This window comes from Formosa sejongensis (genome assembly GCF_033447105.1).
Taxonomy (GTDB): domain Bacteria; phylum Bacteroidota; class Bacteroidia; order Flavobacteriales; family Flavobacteriaceae; genus Formosa.
Map to the genome: position 1 here is coordinate 281,866 of NZ_JAWQUN010000001.1, position 24,890 is coordinate 306,755.

Genomic DNA, 24,890 nt, shown 5'->3' on the forward strand with positions numbered 1-24,890 from the left:
AAACTAGAGTGAAGTAAAATAAATTTAAGTTCTTAATTGTTGATTTTCAGAAGCTAATATTTATTTATAAAAAAAGGTTGAAATTTATATTTGAAACTTTAAAAAAAGTAATATATTTGCCACCGGTTTTGGGGAGATACTCAAGCGGCCAACGAGGGCAGACTGTAAATCTGCTGACTACGTCTTCGTAGGTTCGAATCCTACTCTCCCCACAAAAGCAAGCTTTTATAGCTTGCTTTTTTTATGTCTATATTTTTTTAAGGTACTAGTATTGTATAGACCCCTGATTTATTATCTAATGTATGGTTTGCATTTTCTATTGTTATTTCGTTAAATGTAGTAAAACTACAACAGTTTTCAGACTTGCGTTCCGCAGCAACATATAGGTTGAAAATGATCTGATTTTCAATTTTGATTTCCAAATTTACAATTTCGGTTTTCCATCCCACTGAGTAAATATTAATTAAGTTGAGGTTGTCTTCCTCTATAAAAGTAAATTCAACCTTAGAATCCTCATCTAAGGTATTTGTAATGGTAATGTTTTCTGGGTTGTAAGTTCCGTTAGTAAATACGTTTTCTCCGCTTGTTTCATCAAGTAATTCAAATATAAATGAGGTAGGAGGTGTAAAGCAGTCTCCGCAGTTATCATCACAGCTTTGAAGTGCTAAAGTGATGCAAATTAAAATAAAGAATAGATGTTTCATAAGTCGTGTATATCTTGGGACTATATTCAGTTATAAAAATCAGCGATAAATTAATAAAAAAAGCCATTTTCGGTTAAGAAAACGGCTTTTTTTATTAAGATTATATTTATGTTATAAACTAAATGCAGCTTTAACTAAATCTACATAATCTAATTTTTCCCAAGTAAATAGTTCTACATCTAAGGTTACGGGCTCTCCATTTGGTTGGGTGAAGGTTTTAGTAACTGTTTCGTTTTGTCTTCCCATATGGCCATAAGCAGCGGTTTCACTGTATATAGGCTGACGTAATTTTAAACGTTCCTCTATCGCAGATGGACGCATGTCGAATATGGCTGTTACTTTACGTGCAATTTCGCCATCGGTCATGTTAAAAGGGCAGGTTCCGTAAGTGTTTACGTAAATCCCCATTGGCTCTACAACACCAATAGCGTAAGATATCTGAACTAAAACTTCTTCACAAACACCTGCAGCGACTAAATTTTTTGCAATATGTCTTGTTGCATAAGCAGCACTACGGTCTACTTTACTAGGATCCTTTCCAGAGAAAGCACCACCACCATGAGCACCTTTTCCACCGTAAGTATCTACTATAATTTTACGACCGGTTAACCCTGTGTCTCCGTGAGGTCCTCCAATTACAAATTTCCCAGTAGGGTTTATATGGTATTTAATATCATCGCTAAATAAATCCTGAAGGTGTTCAGGTAATTTAGCTATTACACGTGGAATTAAAATGGTAATAATATCCTCACGAATCTTTGCTAACATTACATCGTCTGTTGCGAAATCGTCGTGTTGTGTAGAAATTACAATGGCTTCTATACGTTGTGGTACGTTGTCGTCGCTATATTCAATAGTAACCTGACTTTTGGAATCTGGACGTAAATAGGTAATGTCTTTGTTTTCGCGTCTTAATTCTGCTAATTCTTTTAATAAGGTATGAGATAAATCTAATGCTAAAGGCATGTAGTTTTCTGTTTCGTTAGTTGCGTAACCAAACATCATTCCTTGGTCTCCAGCGCCTTGTTGTTCCTTAGTTTCTCTGTCTACACCTCTGCTAATATCGTCTGATTGTTCGTGGATTGCAGAGAAAACTCCGCAGGAATTTCCATCGAACATGTATTCACTTTTGGTATAACCAATTTTGTTAATAGTATCTCTTGCGATTTTCTGAACATCTAAATATATTTTAGATTTTACTTCGCCAGCAAGAACAACTTGTCCCGTCGTTACTAATGTTTCGCAAGCCACTTTAGAATCCGGGTCGAATGCTAAGAAATTATCTATTAAAGCGTCGCTTATTTGATCTGCAACTTTGTCTGGGTGTCCTTCGGACACACTTTCGGAGGTAAATAAATATGCCATAATCTAATTTAAATTAAATATGGAGGGGATTTGACGAAAACGTCTCAGGAAGTATGCACTGTCCTTTAGCATTTTTTATGGAGGTTGCAATCAGTCAAATCTTTCCTCGTTATTAGATGGCAAAAGTACATATAATATTAGGAAATCAAAATAACTAGTTGTTAATAAACCTTAAAAAAGTAAAAAGCCTTTAGAAACATGTTCTAAAGGCTTTTTGATATGTTATAAAAACTTGCGTTTAATGTTCGTTCAATCTAAAATCAGGATAGGCATCCATCCCATGTTCATGAGCGTCTAAGCCTTCTAATTCTTCTCTTTCAGAAACACGTATTCCTATCGTTTTCTTAAGGGTGTAAATAATAATGAAAGATGTTGTTATACAGAATGCAGCATAACATGCAACTCCTATTAATTGACTTACAAATTGATCCATTCCGGCTAAGTTACCAAAAAGACCAACAGCTAAAGTACCCCAAATACCACAAATTAAGTGTACTGCGATAGCTCCAACAGGATCATCTAATCTTAATTTGTCTACAAAACTAACAGCAAATACAATTATTGCTCCTGCAATTGCTCCAATAATAATTGCATCTGTAGGACTCATTTGGTCTGCTCCAGCAGTAATACCAACTAATCCTCCAAGGATACCGTTTAAGAACATAGTTAAATCTAGGTTTTTGTACATTGCAGTAGATACTAACATACAAACAACACCACCAGCAGCAGCAGCTAAACAGGTTGTAACTAAAGTTAATGACGTTAAAGCAGGATCTGCAGATAATACAGAACCACCGTTAAAACCAAACCAACCTAACCAAAGTATTAATACACCTGCCGTAGCTAATGGGATATTATGTCCTGGAATCGCTTGAGGTTTTCCGTCTTTAAATTTACCAATACGCGGGCCTAATAAACAAACAGCTACAACAGCAGCCCATCCACCAACAGAGTGTACTAAAGTAGAGCCAGCGAAATCGTAAAATCCTAATCCATCTAAAAATCCGCCACCCCATTTCCAAGATCCGGCAACTGGGTAAACGAAACCTACGTATATAATAGCGAAAATCATAAAAGGTACAATTTTCATACGTTCAGCTACAGCTCCAGAAACAATTGTTGCTGCAGTTGCTGCGAACATACCTTGGAATAAGAAATCTGTCCAATATGTGTAGCCTTCGTTATAAGCTAAATCTAATCCGCCATCTGCAGTAAGAGGTGAATCTAATCCGAATCCTGCGAATCCGAAAAAGCCATTAAATTCTCCTGGATACATTAAATTAAATCCTACTAAGCAATATAGTAAAAGACCAATTGTAACGATAAAGACGTTTTTAAAAAGTATGTTTAATGTGTTTTTTTGTCGTGTTAATCCTATTTCTAATAATGCAAAACCAAGGTGCATAAAGAAAACAAGAGCTGTACAGATCATCATCCATACATTATTGATAGTTAAAATTTCCATTATTTAAGTTTTTTAGTTAATTATTTTAATGTTTCTCCTCCTTTTTCTCCCGTTCTAATTCGGTAACATTCGGTAACGTCTGATACGAATATTTTTCCGTCTCCTACATCTCCTGTACTAGCAGATTTAATAATGGCTTGAACTGTGGTTTCTGCAAAGTCGTCATTCACTACGATAGAAAGATATCTACGTTGAATGTCGCTAGTGCTATAACTAACACCTCTGTAAACATGTCCTGTTTTTTCATTTCCGAGTCCAGTAACATCCCAGTAAGAGAAAAAATTAACACCAATTTCGTGAAGTGCTTTTTTTACTTCAGAGAATTTAGATTTTCTAATAATTGCTTCTATTTTTTTCATAATCAATTAAGGTTTATCATTTTAGTTAATTTGAATTTGTAATAATTGAATTCTAATTTGCGTTAAAAAGATGCCTTGTTGGTACAAGGCATCTTAATTAGTTTTATGAAAAGGTACTTAATTTTATTCTAGTTCCCTATTTCTTTTTCCATGGTAAGCAATAGATCCGTGTTCAGAAATATCAAGACCTGCTATTTCTTCTTCTTCACTTACTCTTAAGCCTCCAAATAATTTCTTTATTATAGTTAAGAATATAAACGATAATACAACTCCCCAGAATGCATAAGCTAAAACACCTATACCTTGAGCAGCTAATTGTGAAATTCCACCACCATTAAATAGTCCAATTCCAGCTTCTCCGTCTACACCCCATAGTCCAACTACTAAAGTTCCCCATACACCGGCTACACCGTGAACAGATACAGCACCAACTACATCATCAATTTTTAATGTTTTTTCTACAAAACCAATAGATAATACAACAAGAATACCGCCAATTAGACCAGCTAATATAGATCCTACTTCTGTCATGTTACCACAACCAGCAGTGATACTTACTAAACCAGCAAGCGCTCCGTTTAATGTCATCGCTAAATTTGGTTTTCCGTTTTTAATCCAAGTAAATAATAGTGCACTTAATGCTCCAGCTGAAGCGGCTAAGTTTGTTACTAAAATAACTTGAGAAGCGGCTACAGCATCTGCTCCACCCCAAGCTAATTGAGAACCACCATTAAAACCGAACCATCCTAACCAAAGGATAAATACTCCCAAAGTAGCATACATTTGGTTGTGTCCGTGCATTTCCATAGGTTTTCCGTCAAGGAATTTCCCTATTCTTGGACCTACCATCCAAGCCGCAACTAAAGCTGCCCATCCTCCTAGAGAGTGCACAATAGATGATCCTGCAAAGTCAATAAATTCTGCTGGCATCCATTCTGCATTTAGCCATCCACCGTTCCATTCCCATCCACCTGCGATTGGGTAAATTAAAGCGGTTAAAACAATACTAAAGATTGCATAAGTTGTATATTTTGTACGTCCGGCAATTGCTCCAGAAACAATAGTTGCTGCTGTTGCGGCAAATACAGTTTGGAAGAATAAATCTGCGGGTCCTTGAGAGAAAATGAATCCACTCCAGTGAAAATATCCACCGCCAGAAACATCTGCTCCATACATTAAAGAGTATCCTATAAACCAAAAGGCTAAAGAACCTACAGCAACATCCAAGAAATTCTTCATGGCTATGTTTACTGCATTTTTCGAATCTGTCATTCCAGATTCTACTAAAAAGAAACCTGCTTGCATGAAGAACACTAAGATAGCGGCAATAACCATCCAAAGCATTCCCATATCGTCCTTAATGGAAGCTGCAACAGCTGCAGCATCTTGAACTGCGGAAACGGTATTTAAAAGTAACATCATATGATATAAAATATTAGGGTTAGTAGTTAGTGAAAATAAGACGTGGCTGTCTTTTAATATTTACACTTTTATTTAGAATGCATATATCGCTGCAAGAACGAAAGAGCTTAAACTCTTTGTTGGCATCATATCATCATTTAAGAAGTATGCAGAGTCTTCAGAAGCACTATCAATTCTAAGTTCTGGCTTGATTGTTAAGCTTTTAATGCTGAAACTACCTGTTAATGTAGCAGCAAAAACATTAGAATCCATGTCTGGTCCAACAGGTGTTCCTATGGCACTCATTTCGCCTTCTTGAGTAAAGTATTCAGCTCTTAAACCTAAAGCAAAACTGTCGCTAAATGTATATTGAGGGTAAAGATCTACACCTGCAAAATTATTACCATCATTATCGTAGTAAGCGGCGTTTAGTCCTAAGTAAAAGGTATCAGTTAAATTAAATCCACCAGTATAGTCAATTTCGAAAGCACCATCATCTGTTAAAAAGTTTAAGTATTGTCCTTTATAACCTAATTGAGCTCCAAAAGAATATTTCCCTGTTGGGTTAAATTCTGTCATGTCTGTTTGGTTGAAAACACCTAACATTAAGCTAAAGTCGTCAGATAAAGTAAAATCTGCTTTAAGACCTGTATGGCTAAATGGGCCGTAAGAGAATAAGTAAGATGTACTGTAGTTAAAGTTTCCTACTGGAGAAATAACTTCGTAACCTAAGAAGGTGTTAAAGTTACCCATTGTTACTGTAACATTGTCAGTTACATTCCAGTAAACATAAAGTTGATTGATAATGTCTCCAGTTGCAGAATACATTGGCGACATAAAAGTAGCGTCTGTCCCTCTTGGTCCGTAAACTAAATCTGCTACGAATCCAACTTTTTCACCGTCGTAAGATGCTATTACGTTTGCCATACCTAAAGCAAATCCTGGAAGGTTAGCAAAAGATGTTCCTGGAGCTACTCCTTCAATATCAGGGGCTCCAATATTTGTTCTGAAATAGGTATCAACACTACCGCTAAAACTAAATTTCTTTAAATCAATGATTTTTTCGGATTCTACTTCTTCAACAACAACAATGTCTTGAGCATAAATGCTGATAGAGGCAAAAATAAGGGCGAATGTAAAAATTTTCTTCATATTAAAATGGTTTGATGAGTTAATAATCGGGTCAAATCTAAGTAAAAAGTATTTACACCCACAAAAAAATAGGGGTTGATTGATTATTTTTATGATTAAATCATTTTTACCCCATAAAAAATGAGGGTATATTGTTTTTTAAATAAAAAAACAGAATTTTACAAAATGGCTTTTGATGTAATTTGAAGTAAATGTTGATTTTCGTGAATAAAATGCATTCAAATTATGTTAGTGTTAAGAAGAGTTTTACTTATTATTAATATTGTTGCGTTTTTGTGACTTGTAAACGGTAATGAATTCGTAAATTACATCCCTAAATAATTACAAAAAGAAAATAAAAGTTTAAGTATACCTATAATGTCATAAAAATTTAATTTCGATTATTACGGTAATAAGTATACTGCTATATTAGTGCTTGCTAGTAGCAAAAATTAACTAAAATATTAATGATTATGTTGAAGAAACAGGGGCTGTATTTGCCAGAATTTGAACACGACAATTGTGGGGCGGGATTTATATGTAGTTTAACCGGAAGTAGATCTAACGATATTATCCATAAAGCACTAGAGATTTTAGTGAAACTGGAACATAGAGGAGCTGTAAGTGCAGATGGTAAAACAGGAGATGGTGCAGGAATTTTAATAGATATACCTCATGACTTCTTTGTAAAGTATTGCGATTTCGAATTGCCTGCTCGTGGAGATTATGCGGTAAGTAACATGTTCTTGCCTAAAAAACAAAATCAGCGTGAGTATTGTATCGATACCTTCGAGAAATGTATTGCAGAACAAGGGCTTAAATTAATAGGTTGGCGTAATGCACCAGTAAATAATAATGTTATAGGGAAAATTGCTGCAGCTAGCGAACCTTTTATCAAGCAAGTGTTTGTTGGTAAAAATAATCCTGAGCAAACTGATTTTGAATTCAATTTAAAATTATTTTCTGCAAGAAAGATTGCTGAGCATACCGTATATAATTCAAAATTATCTGAATCGTCTTTCTTTTATTTTCCAAGTTTATCAACCAAGACGATAATATATAAAGGTCTATTAATGCCTGAAGATATTAAAGAATATTATTTAGATTTATTAAATCCGCTTTTAGATGCTAAACTAGCTTTAGTACATCAGCGTTTCTCTACCAATACATTTCCAACATGGGATTTGGCTCAGCCTTTCCGTTATATGTGTCACAATGGTGAGATTAATACATTAAGAGGAAATGTTTCTCGTATGTTTTCTCGTGAAGAAATTATGGAAAGCGAATGGTTCGGAGACGATATTAAACGTGTTATTCCTACCATATTAAAAGGAAAGTCAGATTCAGCTTCTATGGATATGGTGGTTGAATTGTTATTAATGACTGGTCGTTCTTTACCAGAAGTAATGATGATGTTAGTGCCAGAAGCATGGGAGAAGAACAATACCATGTCTGATGCTAAAAAAGCATTCTACGAATTTAACTCATGTTTAATGGAGCCTTGGGATGGTCCTGCTTCTATTCCGTTTACTGACGGTAGTTATATTGGTGCAGTATTGGATAGAAACGGTTTGCGTCCATCTCGATATACTGTTACAAAAGATGATTTTGTAATTATGTCTTCAGAAACAGGAGTTGTAGACATAGAGCCAGAAAACATTAAATTCCATGGACGTTTAGAGCCAGGAAAAATGTTCTTAGTTAATATGGACGAAGGTCGTATTATTAACGATGAAGAAATTAAAGAAGAGATTGCAAGTAGGCATCCGTATAGAAAGTGGTTAGATAAAAACTTAATTCACTTAAAAGATATTCCTTATAGTACAGACCCTGTAATTCATGAAGAAGAAGATTTAGGAGTAAGACAAAGTGTTTTTGGATATACTCAAGAAGATTTAAATACAATTATTCAGCCAATGGCGCAAGGCGGAAAAGAACCAATAGGTTCTATGGGTAGCGATACACCAATTGCTGTTTTGTCTCAGCGTCCACAATTAATTTACAACTACTTTAAACAGTTATTCGCACAAGTAACGAACCCTCCGTTAGATGGTATTCGTGAAGAATTAATTACAGATATTAGTTTAACATTAGGAAGTGATACTAACATTTTTGAAATTAATGAGTTTCATTGTCGCAAACTAAAAATTCAAAACCCTGTAATTTCTAAGCAGGATTTAGATAAAATAAAACATCACGATAAGAGTCCAGACTATCAAGTAACATCAATATCAATTTTATACGATGTGTCTAAAGGAGTAAATGGTCTTGAAGATCGTTTAGAAGCTATTGTTGATACAGCAGAAAAAGCTATCGATTCTGGAACAAATATTATTATTCTTTCAGATAGAAATGTAGGTAAAATTAAAGCGCCAATTCCAGCACTATTGGCTTGTTCTTATGTTAACCATGCATTATATAAAAGAGGTAAACGCTCTCAGATTAGTTTAATAATAGAATCTGCAGAACCACGTGAGGTGCATCACTTTGCATTATTATTTGGTTATGGAGCAAGTGCTATTAACCCATATATGGTTAACGAAATTGTAGAACAACAATTAGAATCACAGGATATTACAGGATTAGATTTCGAACAAGCAATTATAAATTATAATGTAGCAGTTGGAAAAGGAATCTTAAAGGTGATGAACAAAATAGGAATCTCTACTTTGAATTCTTACCGTGGTTCTCAACTTTTCGAATGTATTGGTATTAATACTAAGGTTGTAGAAAAGTATTTCCCAACAACTGCAACACGTATTCAGGGTATTGGTTTAAATGAAATTGAAAAAGAAATTTCTAAACGTCACGAAAATGCATATAAAGTACGTGAAGTAGATGCTAATTTAGATGTAGAAATTGGTGGACAATACAGATGGAGAAGAAACGGAGAGAAACACTTATTTAATCCGTTAACTGTTGCAAAATTACAAGAATCTGTTCGTACTAATAAAAAATCGACGTACAAAGAATATGCAGATCTTGTAAACGATCAATCTAAAGATTTAATGACTATTCGTGGATTGTTTGAATTTACAAACTACGATCCAATTTCTATAGAAGAGGTAGAACCTTGGACAGAAATCGTAAAACGTTTTAAAACGGGAGCGATGTCTTACGGATCTATTAGTAAAGAAGCCCATGAGAATTTAGCCATTGCGATGAACCGTATTGGTGGAAAAAGTAATTCTGGTGAAGGTGGAGAAGATCAAGAGCGTTTTTATAAAGATCCTGATGGAGATTGGAAAAACAGTGCAATTAAGCAAGTCGCTTCGGGGCGTTTTGGAGTAACATCTAATTACCTTACAAGTGCAAAAGAGATTCAAATTAAAATGGCACAAGGTGCGAAACCTGGAGAAGGTGGACAATTACCTGGGCCGAAAGTGAATCCTTCCATTGCAAAAACTCGTAACTCGACACCTTATGTAGGATTAATTTCGCCACCACCGCATCACGATATTTATTCAATTGAAGATTTATCTCAATTAATATACGATTTAAAATCGGCTAACAGAGAAGCTAGAATTAACGTAAAATTAGTATCAGAAGTAGGGGTTGGAACAGTAGCAGCCGGTGTTGCAAAAGCAAAAGCCGATGTTATTTTAGTTTCAGGTTTCGATGGTGGTACAGGAGCATCTCCATTAACATCTTTAAAACACTGTGGTTTACCATGGGAATTAGGAATTGCTGAAGCACAACAAACTTTAGTAATGAACGATTTAAGAAATCGTATTGTTTTAGAATGTGATGGTCAATTAAAAACAGGTCGTGATGTTGCTATTGCATGTTTATTAGGAGCTGAAGAATTTGGTTTCGCAACGGCACCATTAGTTGCTTCAGGTTGTATCATGATGCGTGTATGTCATTTAAATACATGTCCAGTAGGTATCGCAACTCAAAACCCAGAATTACGTAAAAAATTCAAAGGGAAGCCAGAACACGTTGTAAACTATATGTATTTTGTAGCTCAAGAATTAAGAGAAATTATGGCGCAATTAGGGTTTAGAACCATTAACGAAATGGTTGGACAATCTCAAAAATTAGATCGTAACCAAGCTATTGAACATTATAAAGCTTCAGGAATAGATTTAACACCTATATTACATAAAGTAAAAACAGAGCCTTACGTAAAATTATATAATACTGAAAAGCAAGAACATAATTTAGAAAGTCATTTAGATTTCGAAATTATTAATAAAGCGCATCCAGCATTATTCCGTAAGGAAAAAACATATTTAGATTTTAAAATAACAAACATAGATCGTGCAGTAGGAGCTGTTATCAGTAACGAAATTTCGAAAATTTACGGCGCTCAAGGTTTACCAGAAAATACACTTAACTTAAACTTTACAGGATCTGCAGGACAGAGTTTTGGAGCTTTTGCAACAAAAGGTTTAACTATGATTGTTAATGGAAACACTAACGATTATTTAGGAAAAGGTTTATCTGGTGCAAAACTGGTTATTAAAGTTCCGGAAAGAGCGACTATTATTCCAGAAGACAACGTTATTACAGGAAACGTAACCTTATACGGTGCAACAGCTGGAGAGGTTTATATTAACGGTAAAGCTGGAGAGCGTTTCTGCGTAAGAAACTCAGGAGCTCATGCGGTAGTAGAAGGTATTGGAGATCACGGTTGTGAATACATGACAGGTGGAGTCTCAGTTGTTCTTGGAGAAGTTGGTAGAAACTTTGGTGCAGGTATGAGTGGTGGTATTGCTTTTGTTTTAGATGCTAAAAATACATTTAGAAACAATTGTAATTCTGAAGCGCTAAACTTAGACCCTGTAGTTTTAGAAGAAGATATAACCATATTAAAGACGTTAATTGAAAATCATTATAACGCTACTTTAAGTCCGTTAGCACAACGTATTTTAGAACAATGGGAACAATACTTGCCTAAGTTTATCAAGGTTTTACCAGAAGAATATAAGCAAGCTTTAATTAAATTAGAACAAGAAAACCTTGTAACGCAATAGATATTATGGGAAAAATAACAGGATTTTTAGAATATAACCGTGAAGTTGAAGGGTACGAACCAATAGAAGATCGTATTAAGGACTATAAAGAATTTACAATTCCTTTATCAGAGCCTCATATGAAGGATCAGGGTGCGCGTTGTATGGATTGTGGAATTCCATTTTGTCATAGTGGTTGCCCACTTGGTAATTTAATTCCAGATTTTAACGATAAAGTATATAAAGGAAAGTGGAAAGAAGCTGCGGCAATTTTACACTCTACAAATAATTTTCCAGAGTTTACAGGTAGACTTTGTCCTGCACCTTGCGAAGAAGCATGCGTGTTAGGTATTAACGAAGATCCTGTAACTATTGAAAATATTGAAAAACAAATAGTCGAAACAGCCTTTAAAGAAGGTTGGGTTGTTGCACGTCCTCCAAAAAACCGTACTGGTAAAAAAGTAGCAGTTATTGGTGGTGGACCTTCTGGTTTAGCAGCTGCACAGCAATTAAATCGCGCAGGTCATTTAGTGACGCTTTTTGAAAGAGACGACAAAGTTGGTGGTTTATTACGTTACGGAATTCCAGATTTTAAATTGGAAAAACAAATTATAGACCGCCGTGTTAAAGTGATGGAAGAAGAAGGAATAACATTTAAAACGAACGCACATGTTGGTGTAAATGTTGATTCTGAGCAACTTAAAAAAGACTTTGATGCTGTCGTGTTATGTGGTGGTGCAACGGTAAGACGTGGCATGCCAATTCCAGGAGCAGAATTAAATGGAGTTGTTCAGGCTATGGATTTCTTAAAGCAGAACAATAAACGTGTAAGCGGAACTAAAGAGTTTGAAAAAGAAATTTTAGCTACAGACAAGAATGTTATTGTTATTGGTGGTGGAGATACTGGATCGGATTGTATTGGAACGTCTAATCGTCACGGTGCAACATCGGTTACTAATTTCGAAATTTTAGACAAGCCTACAGTTGGAAGACCCGCAAATCAGCCTTGGCCATATTGGCCAATGAAGTTACGTACAAGTACATCTCATAAAGAAGGTGTAGAGCGTTTCTTCAGTATTTCGACTAAAGAATTTTTAGGAGATGAAAACGGTAATTTAAAAGGTCTAGTAACTGCAGAAGTTGAATGGATTTTCAAGGCAGGAGAGCGTCCGCAATTAAAGGAGCTTCCAGGAACTGAAAAAACATGGGATTGTGAATTAGCATTGTTAGCTTTAGGATTTACAGGATCTGAAAAAACACTTCCAGAACAATTAGGTCTAGAAATGGATTTTAGAACCAATATTAAAGCAGATACAAACGATTATATGTCTAACGTGCCCGGAATTTTTGTGGCCGGAGATATGCGTCGTGGACAATCGTTAATTGTATGGGCAATTTCAGAAGGAAGACAAGCTGCTTATTATGTAGATAAGTACTTAATGGGAGAATCAAATTTACCTCTTAAAACAGGAATTGATTTACCTAGAGTTTAATTCGAACTAAAATTGTTAAATATTTAAATTTTTTATAGGTTGTTAGTCTAAGAATTTAGATATTTGAAACATATATGAAAAACATCCTAGTAAATATTACGTCTATTAGTGTCGTTGTGATTCGCTCGCAAGGATAATATGGAAGTGTATTTATTATAAAATAAAATTAAAGCCTTCCTTTTTGGGGAGGCTTTTTTGTTTCAATAATATGCCTGAATTATAATGATTTTAAGTACTCATTTTAAGCTTAAAAATTCAATAAAGTAGTACTCTAAAGGGCTTGTTTTCTTGATTTGAAGATTATTCGTTAAAAAGCCGAATATTTTATCATAAAAAGAAGAAATTGAACGTCATATATAAATGGATTTAAAGTGCTGGTATTCATGTTTTTATATATGTATTATTAGGGATGAGTTTAGTCTATATGTACTAGGGTAAATTCGTTAAAAAACGACAAAAAATTAATTTAGCGCTCTCAAAGGAAATAGAATTAGAGCAAAAGCTTTTAAAAACATATGAAAAACTTAAAAAAGTATAGTTACGCGGTCACTCAAGATCCTTCTTTACCTGCTGCTCAAGCAATGTTGCATGCTATCGGTTTAACAGACGAAGATTTGCAAAAACCATTTATTGGTATAGCAAGTACGGGATACGAAGGAAACCCTTGTAATATGCATCTTAATGATTTAGCGACACATGTTAAGAAAGGAACGCAAAATGCCGATTTAGTTGGACTAATTTTTAATACAATTGGTATTAGCGACGGGATATCTAACGGTACCCCAGGAATGCGTTATTCATTAGTGTCTAGAGATATTATCGCAGATTCTATAGAAGCTGTTGTAGAAGGAATGAGCTACGACGGATTAGTAACAGTTGTAGGTTGCGATAAAAATATGCCAGGTGCCTTAATGGCAATGTTGCGTTTAAATAGGCCTTCAATTTTGGTCTATGGAGGGACAATTGCTTCAGGTTGCCATAAAGGTGAAAAACTCGATATTATTTCTGCCTTTGAAGCTTATGGGAAAAAAGTTGCTGGAACTATAGACGATTCAGAATTTAAAGAAGTTGTTCATAAAGCGTGTCCAGGAGCTGGTGCTTGTGGTGGGATGTATACCGCAAATACTATGGCGTCTGCGATTGAAGCTTTAGGTATGTCCTTACCTTTCAATTCTTCTAATCCTGCAGTAGGACATGATAATTTAAAAGAAAAAGAATGTGTGAAAGCTGGCGAGGCTTTACGCTATTTATTAGAAAATGATATTAAACCTTCAGACATCGTATCTAAAGATGCGTTAGAAAATGCGTTTAGATTGGTAACTGTTTTAGGAGGTTCTACAAATGCTGTACTTCACTTTTTAGCAATTGCTAAGGCAGCGAAAATAGATTTTACATTACAAGATTTTAAACGTATTAGTGATAATACACCTTTATTGGCAGATTTAAAGCCGAGTGGTAAATATTCTATGGAAGATTTACATGGTGTAGGTGGTATTCCAGGTGTGTTAAAATATATGTTAGAAAACGATTTGCTTCATGGCGATTGTTTAACAGTAACAGGAAAAACACTTGCTGAAAACTTAAAGGATGTTCCGAATTTAATAGACGGACAAGATATTATAAGAACACTTGATAAGCCAATTAAAGAAACAGGACACATTCGTATCCTTTTCGGGAACTTAGCTACAGAAGGTGCGGTTGCAAAAATCACAGGAAAAGAAGGGCTTTCGTTTAAAGGAACAGCTAATGTATTTAATAGTGAAACCGAAGTTAATGAAGGTATTAAGAATGGTAAAGTAAAGAAAGGTGATGTGATCATAATTCGTTACGAAGGACCAAAAGGTGCGCCAGGAATGCCAGAAATGCTAAAACCAACATCATCTATAATGGGAGCAGGTTTAGGAAAAGATGTCGCGATGATTACCGACGGTCGTTTTTCCGGAGGTTCGCATGGTTTTGTTGTAGGTCACGTGGCTCCAGAAGCTCAAGATGGTGGAAATATTGCTTTAGTCGAAAATGGAGATATTATCTTTATCGATGCTGAAAACAATACCATTGATATTGAAATTTCTGAAGAGTTATTGGCTAAAAGAAGAGCAAATTGGGTTGCTCCAAAATTGAAAGCAGAAAGAGGAGTATTATATAAATACGCGAAAACAGTATCGTCTGCATCAAAAGGATGTGTGACTGATGAATTTTAATTTTTTACTATGAATACTGAAACAGTAAAAACAACAAAGACCGCTACAGAAAAAACAGTACGTATTTCTGGTAGCGAGGCTATCATTAAATGTTTGTTAGCTGAAGGTGTTGAGATTCTTTATGGATATCCAGGAGGAGCTATAATGCCTGTTTATGATGAACTTTATAAATATAGAGATCAAATTCATCACGTCTTAACGCGTCATGAACAAGGTGCTGCACATGCGGCTCAAGGTTATGCACGTATTTCTGGAAAAGTAGGGGTCGCAATTGCAACCTCTGGACCAGGAGCTACCAATTTGGTTACGGGTATTGCAGATGCGCAAATAGATTCGACACCTGTCGTGTGTATTACAGGTCAAGTCGCTTCGCATTTATTAGGAAGCGATGCATTTCAGGAAACTGATATTGTAGGTATTTCTACACCGGTTACTAAATGGAATGTTCAAATTACAAAAGCATCAGATATTCCTGAGGTTATGGCTAAAGCTTTTTACATTGCAAGAAGCGGAAGACCAGGACCTGTACTTGTAGATATAACAAAAGATGCTCAGTTTGAAGAGTTTGATTTTAAATACGAAAAATGTACTTCGGTACGTAGTTATAAAGCCTCTTGCAAAATAGATAGTGAGGCTGTACAGAAAGCCGCAGACTTAATTAATAGAGCTAAAAAGCCTATGATTGTTTGGGGACAAGGTGTTATTCTTGGAAAAGCTGAAGCAGAATTAAAAGCAGTTATAGAAAAAGCAGGAATTCCTTCAGCTTGGACTATATTAGGCGCATCAGCAATACCAACAGAACATCCTTTAAATATTGGAATGGTTGGAATGCATGGAAATTATGCTCCAAATATGTTAACCAACGAGTGTGATGTGTTAATTGCTATCGGTATGCGTTTCGATGATCGTGTAACTGGAAATTTAGCAACCTATGCAAAGCAAGCGAAAGTGATTCATTTTGAAATAGATCCTGCTGAAGTTGATAAAAACGTAAAAACGGATGTTGCTGTTCTTGGAAATTCTAAGTTGAGTTTAGCTGAATTACTTCCTCTTTTAAATGAAAATTTACATCCAGAGTGGCATCAAAAGTTTAAAGACTTATATGCTATTGAGTTTGAGAAAGTAATTAAAGATGATTTGCACCCAGTCAAAGAAGGTTTAACCATGGGTGAGGTTATAAATCAGATAAATATACAGTCTAAAGGTGATGCTGCTATCGTTTCAGATGTTGGTCAGCACCAGATGATTGCATGTCGTTATGCGAAATTCAACAAAACAAAAAGTAACATTACTTCTGGAGGTTTAGGAACAATGGGCTTTGCTTTACCAGCTGCTATTGGAGCGAAAATGGCAGCACCAGATCGCGATGTAGTTGCTATTATTGGTGATGGTGGTTTCCAAATGAATATTCAAGAATTAGGAACTATCTTTCAACAAAAAACAGCTGTAAAAATTGTAGTATTAAACAACGAGTTTTTAGGTATGGTTCGCCAATGGCAACAGTTGTTTTTCGATAAACGTTATGCGTCTACCGAAATGACAAATCCTAACTTTGTAGCAATAGCAAAAGGTTATTATATAGAAGCTAGACGTGTTACAAAGCGTGAAGAATTAGCAGATGCAGTTGCCGAAATGATGGCTCATGATGGTGCTTATTTCTTAGAGGTATGTGTAGAAAAAGAAGGTAACGTTTTCCCAATGATACCAACAGGAGCATCAGTTTCAGAAATTAGATTAAGTTAATTATGGAAGATAATAGAAACATATATACAATCTCGATTTATACCGAGAATAATATTGGTCTTTTGAATAGAATTTCAGCAATCTTTCAAAGAAGGCATATAAATATTGAAAGCTTAAATACGTCTATTTCAGAAATTGAAGGCGTATCAAGATTTACTATTGTGGTAAACCTTGAAGAGGATCGTATGAAGAAAATTCTTGGTCAGATAGAAAAGCAAGTCGAAGTTATAAAGGCTTACTATCATACAGACGAAGAAACAATTTATCAGGAGTCTTGCATGTTTAAATTAAAATCTGATTTGTTGTTTGAAGAACGCGAAATTCAGAATATAATAAAAGAAAGCAATGCAAGAATTGTAACGGTTAATAAAGAGTTTTTTGTGCTTGAAAAATCAGGAAAAAGAAACGAAATCGAACAATTATATCGCGATTTTAGTGCCTATGGCATTATGCAATTTGTACGTTCAGGACGCATTGCAGTAACTAAAGAAGAAATGAAAATATCACAAATGCTAGTAGCATTTAATTAATTTAAACAAAATGGCAAATTATTTTAACACCTTATCATTAAGAAACCAATTAGAGCAATTATCACAATGTCGTTTTATGGCATCTTCAGAATTTGAAGATGGTGTAAATGCATTAAAAGGTAAAAAAATCGTCATTGTAGGGTGTGGCGCACAAGGATTAAATCAAGGTTTAAACATGAGAGATTCTGGATTAGACATTTCTTATGCTTTACGTGCGGCAGCAATTAAAGAAAAGCGTACATCTTTCCTTAATGCTTCAGAAAACAACTTTACTGTTGGGACTTACGAAGAATTAATTCCAACTGCAGATTTGGTATTAAACTTAACGCCAGATAAGCAACATACAAATGTTGTAGAAACGATTATGCCTTTAATGAAAAAAGGTGCAACGTTATCGTATTCTCATGGTTTTAATATTGTTGAAGAAGGTACTCAAGTACGTGAAGATTTAACAGTAATAATGGTGGCTCCAAAATGTCCAGGGACAGAGGTTCGTGAAGAATATAAAAGAGGATTTGGTGTACCAACATTAATAGCTGTGCATCCAGAAAACGATCCAGAAGGAAAAGGTTTAGCTCAGGCTAAAGCTTATGCAGTTGCAACAGGAGGAGATAGAGCAGGAGTTTTAATGTCTTCTTTTATTGCTGAGGTTAAGAGTGATTTAATGGGTGAACAAACTATTTTATGTGGTGCGTTACAAACTGGATCTATCTTATGTTTCGACAAAATGGTTGAAGAAGGCGTAGAGCCAGGTTATGCTGCTAAATTAATTCAATATGGTTGGGAAACTGTAACAGAAGCGTTAAAGCATGGTGGTATTACAACCATGATGGACCGTTTATCTAATCCAGCTAAAATTAAAGCATACAAATTATCTGAAGAATTAAAAGATATTTTACGTCCGTTATTCGAAAAGCATATGGACGATATTATCTCTGGTCATTTCTCTCAAACTATGATGGAAGACTGGGCTAACGACGATATTAACTTATTAACTTGGAGAGAAGCTACTGGAGAAACAGCATTCGAAAAAACGAAACTGACTTCAGATAAAATCTCAGAACAAGAATATTTTGATAATGGTGTGCTTATGGTTGCTATTGTTAAATCTGGGGTAGAATTAGCTTTCGAAACTATGGTAAGTGCAGGAATCGTTGCCGAATCTGCATACTACGAATCACTTCACGAATTACCATTAATTGCAAATACAATTGCAAGAAAGAAACTTTACGAAATGAACCGTGTAATTTCTGATACCGCAGAATACGGGTGTTATTTATTCGACCATGCAGCAAAACCAATGTTAGTAGATTTCATGAAAGATATTAAAACTGATGTTATTGGTAAGCCTTACTCAACATCTAACGAGGTTGATAATATTGAATTAATTGCAGTAAATGATGCTATTAGGAATCATCCTATTGAGGCGATTGGAAAATCGTTAAGAACAGCAATGACTGCAATGAAAACAATAAAAACTGAAGCATAATAATCCGCTTTAGTGTTAGCCTAACACAATTATGCAAACTGAAAACAAAACATATTTTCCAAGTTTAAAAGCAGTACAAGCAGCAGCCGAACGTTTAAAGTCGGTTGCTGTTACTACGCCTTTAACTCAAAACTTACAATACTCTAAACGTTATGGTGCTAATATTCTCTTTAAACGAGAAGATTTACAATTAGTCCGTTCTTATAAAATTAGAGGGGCATACAATAGGATGTCCGCTTTGACTGAAGAACAAATGAAAAACGGTATTGTTTGTGCAAGTGCAGGTAACCACGCTCAAGGTGTGGCACTATCATGTAAATTGTTAAAGATAAAAGGTACTATTTTTATGCCTTCTCCAACACCAAATCAGAAAATTGAGCAGGTAAAAATGTTTGGAGAAGAATTTACTGAAATTGTTTTGGTAGGTGACTCTTACGATGATGCATACCATGCATCTATGTTAGAATGTGAACGTTTAAATAAAACATTTATTCATCCGTTTAACGATAAAAAAGTTATTGAAGGGCAGGCAACTATTGGTCTTGAAATTTTAAGTCAGATTGATGCGCCTTTAGATTATGTTTTTGTTCCCGTTGGAGGTGGCGGATTAGCTTCAGGCTTGTCTACCGTATTTAAACAATTATCTCCAGATACAAAAATTATAGGGGTCGAGCCACAAGGCGCACCTTCTATGAAAACATCTATTAAAAACGGATATAATACAGAATTAAAAACCATCGAGAATTTTGTCGATGGTGCTGCTGTTAAAAAAGTAGGAGACAGAACGTTTGCTATTTGTAAACAGAATTTAGATGATATGATTACGGTTCCAGAAGGAAAGGTCTGCGAAACCATTTTAGAATTATATAACAAAGATGCAATTGTTGTAGAACCAGCAGGAGCATTAAGTATTGCTGCGCTGGATTTTTATGCGGAAGAGATTAAAGGTAAAAATGTGGTTTGTGTCATTAGTGGAAGTAATAACGACATTACTAGAACTGAAGAAATTAAAGAACGTGCTTTGTTATATACCAATTTAAAGCACTATTTTATAGTAAAATTCCCGCAACGTGCAGGCGCTTTAAAAGAATTTCTAGCCGAAATTTTAGGACCTAACGACGATATCACTTATTTTCAATATGCTAAAAAAACCAATCGTGAAAACGGTTCGGCGGTAGTTGGTATAGAACTTAAATCGTCTAAAGATTTAGGACCGTTAATAACTAAGATGAAAACCAAAAACTTTTATGGAGATTATTTAAACGATAATCCAGAACTGTTTCAGTTTTTAGTATAAGCTTAACTTTTATGTAAACTACTAAATGCGATTAAAACGGTATATTTAAATTCTAACTGTAAATTCAAAATTATATTATGCACACATCTTTTTTAGAGATTCCGGATCAATATAAAATTACAAATCAAATTAATCAAAATACATATTTAGTAGGAGGAGAATTGAAAAAATGGACTGGAGATACAGCAAATGTATATTCTTCAATTTCATCAACTCCAGAATATAAGCCAACACTACTTGGTAAAATTCCGCAATTAGGAAAAGAACAAGCTTTAGAAGCTTTAAATGCCGCGAGTGAAGCCTACGGAAAAGGGCAAGGAGAATGGCCAACAATGAAGGTAATCGATCGTATCGCTTGCATGGAAAAGTTTGTAGAACAAATGAAAACCAAGCGAGAAGAAGTTGTGAAATTACTAATGTGGGAAATTGGTAAAAGTCTGCCAGATTCTGAAAAGGAGTTTGATAGAACAGTAGATTATATTTACGATACCCTAGAAGAATACAAACAATTAGATCGAGATAGTGCAAAATTCGAAAAACACGATGGTGTTTATGCACATATCAGACGTGGTGCTTTAGGTGTTGTATTGTGTTTAGGGCCTTATAATTACCCATTAAATGAAACGTTTGCGCTGTTAATCCCTGCCATTATTATGGGAAATACAGTAATCTTTAAACCCGCAAAACATGGTGTGTTATTAATGACGCCATTGTTAGAAGCGTTTCAAAATAGTTTTCCTACAGGTGTTGTAAATATTATTTATGGTCGAGGCCGTGTAGTTGCAACGCCAATAATGGAAACGGGAAATGTAGATGTTCTTGCTTTAATAGGAAATAGTACATCTGCAAATGCACTTCAAGAAAGTCATCCAAGACAAAACAGATTGCGTTTAGTTTTAGGTTTAGAAGCTAAAAACCCAGCAATTGTTTTACAGGATGCAGATTTAGATTTAACCATAGATGAATGTATTGCTGGAACATTGTCTTTTAACGGGCAACGTTGTACAGCATTGAAAATATTGTACGTACACGAAAATATTATCGAAGAGTTTAATAAACGTTTCGCTGCTAGAGTAGATGCGCTTCAATTTGGTAATCCGTGGGATAAAGGAGCAAAATTAACACCGCTTCCTGAACCAGGAAAACCAGCCTATATTCAAGAATTAATAGATGATGCTTTAGAAAAAGGCGCAACTATTTTAAATGAAAAAGGAGGAAGAACAACCGAGAATTATATCTTTCCTGCCGTGCTATACCCTGTGAACAAAGACATGCGTGTATTCCAAGAAGAACAATTTGGACCTGTAGTTCCTATTTTGCCTTTTAAAGATATACAAGAGCCATTACATGATATGGCAGAATCTAATTATGGTCAACAAGTAAGTGTCTTTGGTCAGAATGTAAAAACATTAGCACCCTTAATAGATACATTAGTGAATTTAGTATGCCGTGTTAACTTAAACAGTTCATGCCAACGTGGACCGGATGTATACCCGTTTACAGGACGTAAAGATTCTGCTGTAGGAACATTAAGTGTACACGATGCTTTAAGATCATTCTCTATTAGAACGTTTGTAGCTTCAAAAGATAATACTTATAATAATGCTATTTTAAATGAGCTGCTTGATACCAAAGCATCTAATTTTATCAGTACCGATTATATATTATAAGTAGGTAACACTTATAATTTTTTATTAAAAACACTTTTATATAAAGGCTTATAATAGTACAATTTTCTTCACTGAAAAATTCTGTACTATTATAAGCCTTTATATGTATATATTTGGTTTTGCCATAAACTGTAGTGGTGTAATTTAAACGAAAATATCATCTTAAATAGGAAGAAGATTTTTGGACCATTATTTTAATGATTGGTTAACCTCAATTCTTCTAACCAAAAAATTGACTAAGCTATAAAGCGTCTTTTAAGTTACTGTCAAAACAGTAGAAATGAGGTTGTTTAATGTATTAGGCCAGATAAATCCTTAAAATTAGTAGTAAATTACAGAGATTTATCTTTATTATAATCGTGATGCATTAGGAAGTTAATTCCTGTATTTTTTATAAACAAACAAACAAACAAACAAACAAACAAACAAACAAACAAACTATTACATGAGAATTAAAAAAATTAGCGTTTCACTTCTTGTTTTATTATCTTTTTTTAACTGTAAGAAAAAAGAATATGTCGATAAAATATACGAAAAGCCAGAAATAGTTAGAGAGGCAGCTGCCGATTTTCTATCTCCAGAGGAGAGTTTAAAAACCTTTTATTTACCCGAAGGTTACAAGGTCGAACTTGTTGCAAGCGAGCCTATGATTGACGAGCCAATTACTATAGCTTGGGATGGAAACGGACGTATGTATGTGGCCGAAATGAATACCTATATGCAGGATGTTGATGGTACTGGAACCAACCTACCTGTAAGTAAAATTAAATTATTAGAAGATTTAGATGGCGATGGTGTAATGGATAAAAGCACGGTGTTTATTGATAGCTTAATGCTACCAAGAATGATTCTTCCGTTAGAAAATGAGTTAATTGTAAACGAAACCTATTCATACGATTTATGGAGTTATAAAGATACCGATGGAGATGGTGTTGCCGATAAAAAAGAGCGTGTATACTATAATCCAGATCGTCGTGGTGGAAATTTAGAACATCAGCAAAGTGGATTAATTTGGAATTTGGATAATTGGGTGTACACCACTTACAATCCGGTACGTTTCAAATTTAAAAAGAATGAAGTTATTGTAGATTCTTTAGATAATATGCCTAGCGGTCAATGGGGATTAACGCAAGACGATATGGGTGTGATGTACTACTCTTCAGCAGGTAGCGAAAACCCGGCTTACGGATTTCAGCAACCAGCTGTTTATGGAGATTATAATCCTGAGGGGCGTCTTTCAGAAGATTTTATGGAACCGTGGCCAATTGTTGGAACTCCAGATGTAGAGGGTGGTCCAAAACGATTACGTGAAGATAATACGTTGAATCACTTCACCGGTGTCGCGGGTCAGGAAATTTTTAAAGGACATAAATTACCACCTTCAACTTATGGTGATTTATTTATACCAGAACCCGTTGGACGTTTAATTCGTCGCGCTAAAGTTAAGGTGGAAGATGGAAAACGTGTGTTGTATAATGCTTACGACCAAGCCGAATTTATGGCATCTACAGATTTAAATTTCAGACCTACACAAGCTAAAACAGGACCAGATGGTGCATTGTACGTAGTCGATATGTATCGCGGAATTATTCAAGAGAGTAATTGGACGAGAGAAGGAAGTACTTTGCGTCCCGTAATTGTGCGTAAAGGCTTAGATAAAAATATTGGGAAAGGACGAATTTACCGAATTGTTCACGAAGATATTGAGCCAGATGGCAAACCTAATCTTATAGGGAAACAGGCTTCAGAACTTATTGAATATTTAGGGCATCCAAATGGTTGGTATAGAAATACAGCTCAGAAATTAATCATATTAAAAGACGATCAATCTGTAATTCCAGAATTACAAGCTTTGGCAAGAGATAACGAATCGTTTTGGGATGGCTGGTTTAATAGTGATCAAGATTTTGGTATTGAGCGTGTAACTGCATTATGGACTTTAGAAGGTTTGGGCAATGTTGATAAAACATTAATTGTAGAAAAATTATCAGACGAAGATCCAAGGGTACGAGTGACTGCTATTAGGTTAAGTGAAAGCTTCTTAAAAGCAGGTGATGCAGATATTCTTTTGAATTTAGAAAATTTAACTTCTGATCCTGATGTAGATGTTGTAAATCAGATAGCTTTAAGTTTACGATATAGTAAGGATGAAAAAGCAACTGAAATATTAAATGCAATTAATATTGAATATGCAGATCATGAAATTATTTCACATTCTGTAACAGAAAGTTTGAAGAAAGATGATTCTGAACTAGAGCAATTAAAAAATAGAATTTCGGCTAGAGATGTTAATGAAAAGAAAAGTATTTATAAAGGTTACGATTCCTACAAGCAATTGTGTATTACCTGTCATGGAGCAGATTTAAAAGGTATAGGGACAGAAGATGGTGTTTTTATAGCGCCTTCTTTAATAGGTAGTGAACGTGTAATTGGGGATAAGAAGAGACTGAGTAAAATTTTATTAAATGGTCTCGTTGGTCCTATTGATGGTGTTGATTATGGTATAATGATGGCACTTGACACAAATAGTGACGAATGGATCGCTAACGTTTTAAGTTATGTTAGAGCGATGAATGATGAAAGTTCTGTTCACAAAAGAGTAGTAAGGGAAGCAAGAGCTGAATCTAAAGATCGCGTAGATTACTGGACTTTAGAAGAACTGGAAAACGAAAAGTAATTTAGAATATATTTACAAAAAAAGTTGGAGGAAAATCCAACTTTTTTTGTTTAATGTCACTCTTAAAACTAATCGTGTCCTAAATATAATTATATGTTCATTTTTTTCATTAATAAAAAAACGAACCAAAAAAATCTAGGCTTACGAACTTTTATCTAAATTTTTCGTTCACTATCTAAATTTAAAGAACTCGCTACTAAAGATCAGCAATATAGAAACATACGTTTGGCTCAAACAGCTTTAAATTTTACGATACTTTCTCTTCAAATTTCACGATAAATTTTCGATAGGCCAACCCAAAAAACAAAATTCAGCTTATGTAGAAAAAGTACCTCCCTCAGCACAAGTAATTCCATAAAGTCAGCAGCGTCACGCTTTTTTTTAAAGAGATTAATCGGTTAGGACTC

Annotated in this window: 15 protein-coding genes and 1 tRNA gene; 10 read left to right on the top strand and 6 right to left on the bottom strand. The window is 34.8% G+C overall.

Going from position 1 to position 24,890, the window contains the following annotated elements; genetic code table 11:
• The first annotated feature begins 130 nt into the window (after positions 1 to 130).
• Positions 131 to 212 (top strand) — tRNA-Tyr (locus R6X41_RS01180).
• Between the two features lie 45 nt (positions 213 to 257).
• Here the strand turns inward: R6X41_RS01180 and R6X41_RS01185 are convergent.
• The 6 genes from R6X41_RS01185 to R6X41_RS01210 form a co-directional block, all read right to left on the bottom strand.
• Entirely contained in the window at positions 258 to 704 is a 447-nt protein-coding gene (locus tag R6X41_RS01185) for a hypothetical protein (RefSeq protein ID WP_318496827.1), read from the bottom strand.
• Positions 705 to 815: 111 nt separating this feature from the next.
• The gene (metK, locus tag R6X41_RS01190; RefSeq protein ID WP_318496828.1) at positions 816 to 2,069 is read right to left on the bottom strand and encodes a methionine adenosyltransferase; all 1,254 of its coding nucleotides are present in this window, start codon (positions 2,067 to 2,069) and stop codon (positions 816 to 818) included.
• A 238-nt stretch (positions 2,070 to 2,307) separates the two neighbouring features.
• Complete coding sequence (locus R6X41_RS01195) at positions 2,308 to 3,534, bottom strand: ammonium transporter (protein WP_318496829.1); 1,227 nt, start codon at positions 3,532 to 3,534, stop codon at positions 2,308 to 2,310.
• 20 nt (positions 3,535 to 3,554) lie between these two features.
• Positions 3,555 to 3,893 (bottom strand): P-II family nitrogen regulator, encoded by a 339-nt coding sequence (locus tag R6X41_RS01200; protein WP_318496830.1) that lies wholly within the window; start codon positions 3,891 to 3,893, stop codon positions 3,555 to 3,557.
• A 123-nt stretch (positions 3,894 to 4,016) separates the two neighbouring features.
• Positions 4,017 to 5,315, bottom strand: coding sequence for an ammonium transporter (locus tag R6X41_RS01205; protein ID WP_412176249.1), 1,299 nt, complete (start codon positions 5,313 to 5,315; stop codon positions 4,017 to 4,019).
• Between the two features lie 72 nt (positions 5,316 to 5,387).
• Positions 5,388 to 6,446 (bottom strand): outer membrane beta-barrel protein, encoded by a 1,059-nt coding sequence (locus R6X41_RS01210; RefSeq protein WP_318496831.1) that lies wholly within the window; start codon positions 6,444 to 6,446, stop codon positions 5,388 to 5,390.
• Positions 6,447 to 6,898: 452 nt separating this feature from the next.
• On the opposite strand from R6X41_RS01210, the gene gltB reads away from it, so the two are divergent.
• The 9 genes from gltB (at position 6,899) to R6X41_RS01255 (ending at position 24,483) form a co-directional block, all read left to right on the top strand.
• Positions 6,899 to 11,404: a glutamate synthase large subunit gene (gene gltB / locus R6X41_RS01215; protein WP_318496832.1), complete on the top strand. Its 4,506-nt coding sequence runs from the start codon at positions 6,899 to 6,901 to the stop codon at positions 11,402 to 11,404.
• Positions 11,405 to 11,409: 5 nt separating this feature from the next.
• Positions 11,410 to 12,876 (top strand): glutamate synthase subunit beta, encoded by a 1,467-nt coding sequence (locus R6X41_RS01220; protein ID WP_318496833.1) that lies wholly within the window; start codon positions 11,410 to 11,412, stop codon positions 12,874 to 12,876.
• Between the two features lie 515 nt (positions 12,877 to 13,391).
• Positions 13,392 to 15,077 (top strand): dihydroxy-acid dehydratase, encoded by a 1,686-nt coding sequence (gene ilvD / locus R6X41_RS01225; RefSeq protein WP_318496834.1) that lies wholly within the window; start codon positions 13,392 to 13,394, stop codon positions 15,075 to 15,077.
• Positions 15,078 to 15,086: 9 nt separating this feature from the next.
• Positions 15,087 to 16,820: a biosynthetic-type acetolactate synthase large subunit gene (gene ilvB / locus R6X41_RS01230; RefSeq protein ID WP_318496835.1), complete on the top strand. Its 1,734-nt coding sequence runs from the start codon at positions 15,087 to 15,089 to the stop codon at positions 16,818 to 16,820.
• A gap of 2 nt (positions 16,821 to 16,822) precedes the next feature.
• Positions 16,823 to 17,350 (top strand): acetolactate synthase small subunit, encoded by a 528-nt coding sequence (ilvN, locus tag R6X41_RS01235; protein ID WP_318496836.1) that lies wholly within the window; start codon positions 16,823 to 16,825, stop codon positions 17,348 to 17,350.
• A 10-nt stretch (positions 17,351 to 17,360) separates the two neighbouring features.
• Positions 17,361 to 18,839 (top strand): ketol-acid reductoisomerase, encoded by a 1,479-nt coding sequence (ilvC, locus tag R6X41_RS01240; RefSeq protein WP_318496837.1) that lies wholly within the window; start codon positions 17,361 to 17,363, stop codon positions 18,837 to 18,839.
• A gap of 31 nt (positions 18,840 to 18,870) precedes the next feature.
• Complete coding sequence (gene ilvA / locus R6X41_RS01245; RefSeq protein ID WP_318496838.1) at positions 18,871 to 20,136, top strand: threonine ammonia-lyase IlvA; 1,266 nt, start codon at positions 18,871 to 18,873, stop codon at positions 20,134 to 20,136.
• Between the two features lie 77 nt (positions 20,137 to 20,213).
• Positions 20,214 to 21,806 (top strand): NADP-dependent glyceraldehyde-3-phosphate dehydrogenase, encoded by a 1,593-nt coding sequence (locus tag R6X41_RS01250; protein ID WP_318496839.1) that lies wholly within the window; start codon positions 20,214 to 20,216, stop codon positions 21,804 to 21,806.
• A gap of 445 nt (positions 21,807 to 22,251) precedes the next feature.
• Positions 22,252 to 24,483: a DUF7133 domain-containing protein gene (locus R6X41_RS01255; protein ID WP_318496840.1), complete on the top strand. Its 2,232-nt coding sequence runs from the start codon at positions 22,252 to 22,254 to the stop codon at positions 24,481 to 24,483.
• The last annotated feature ends 407 nt before the right edge of the window (positions 24,484 to 24,890 follow it).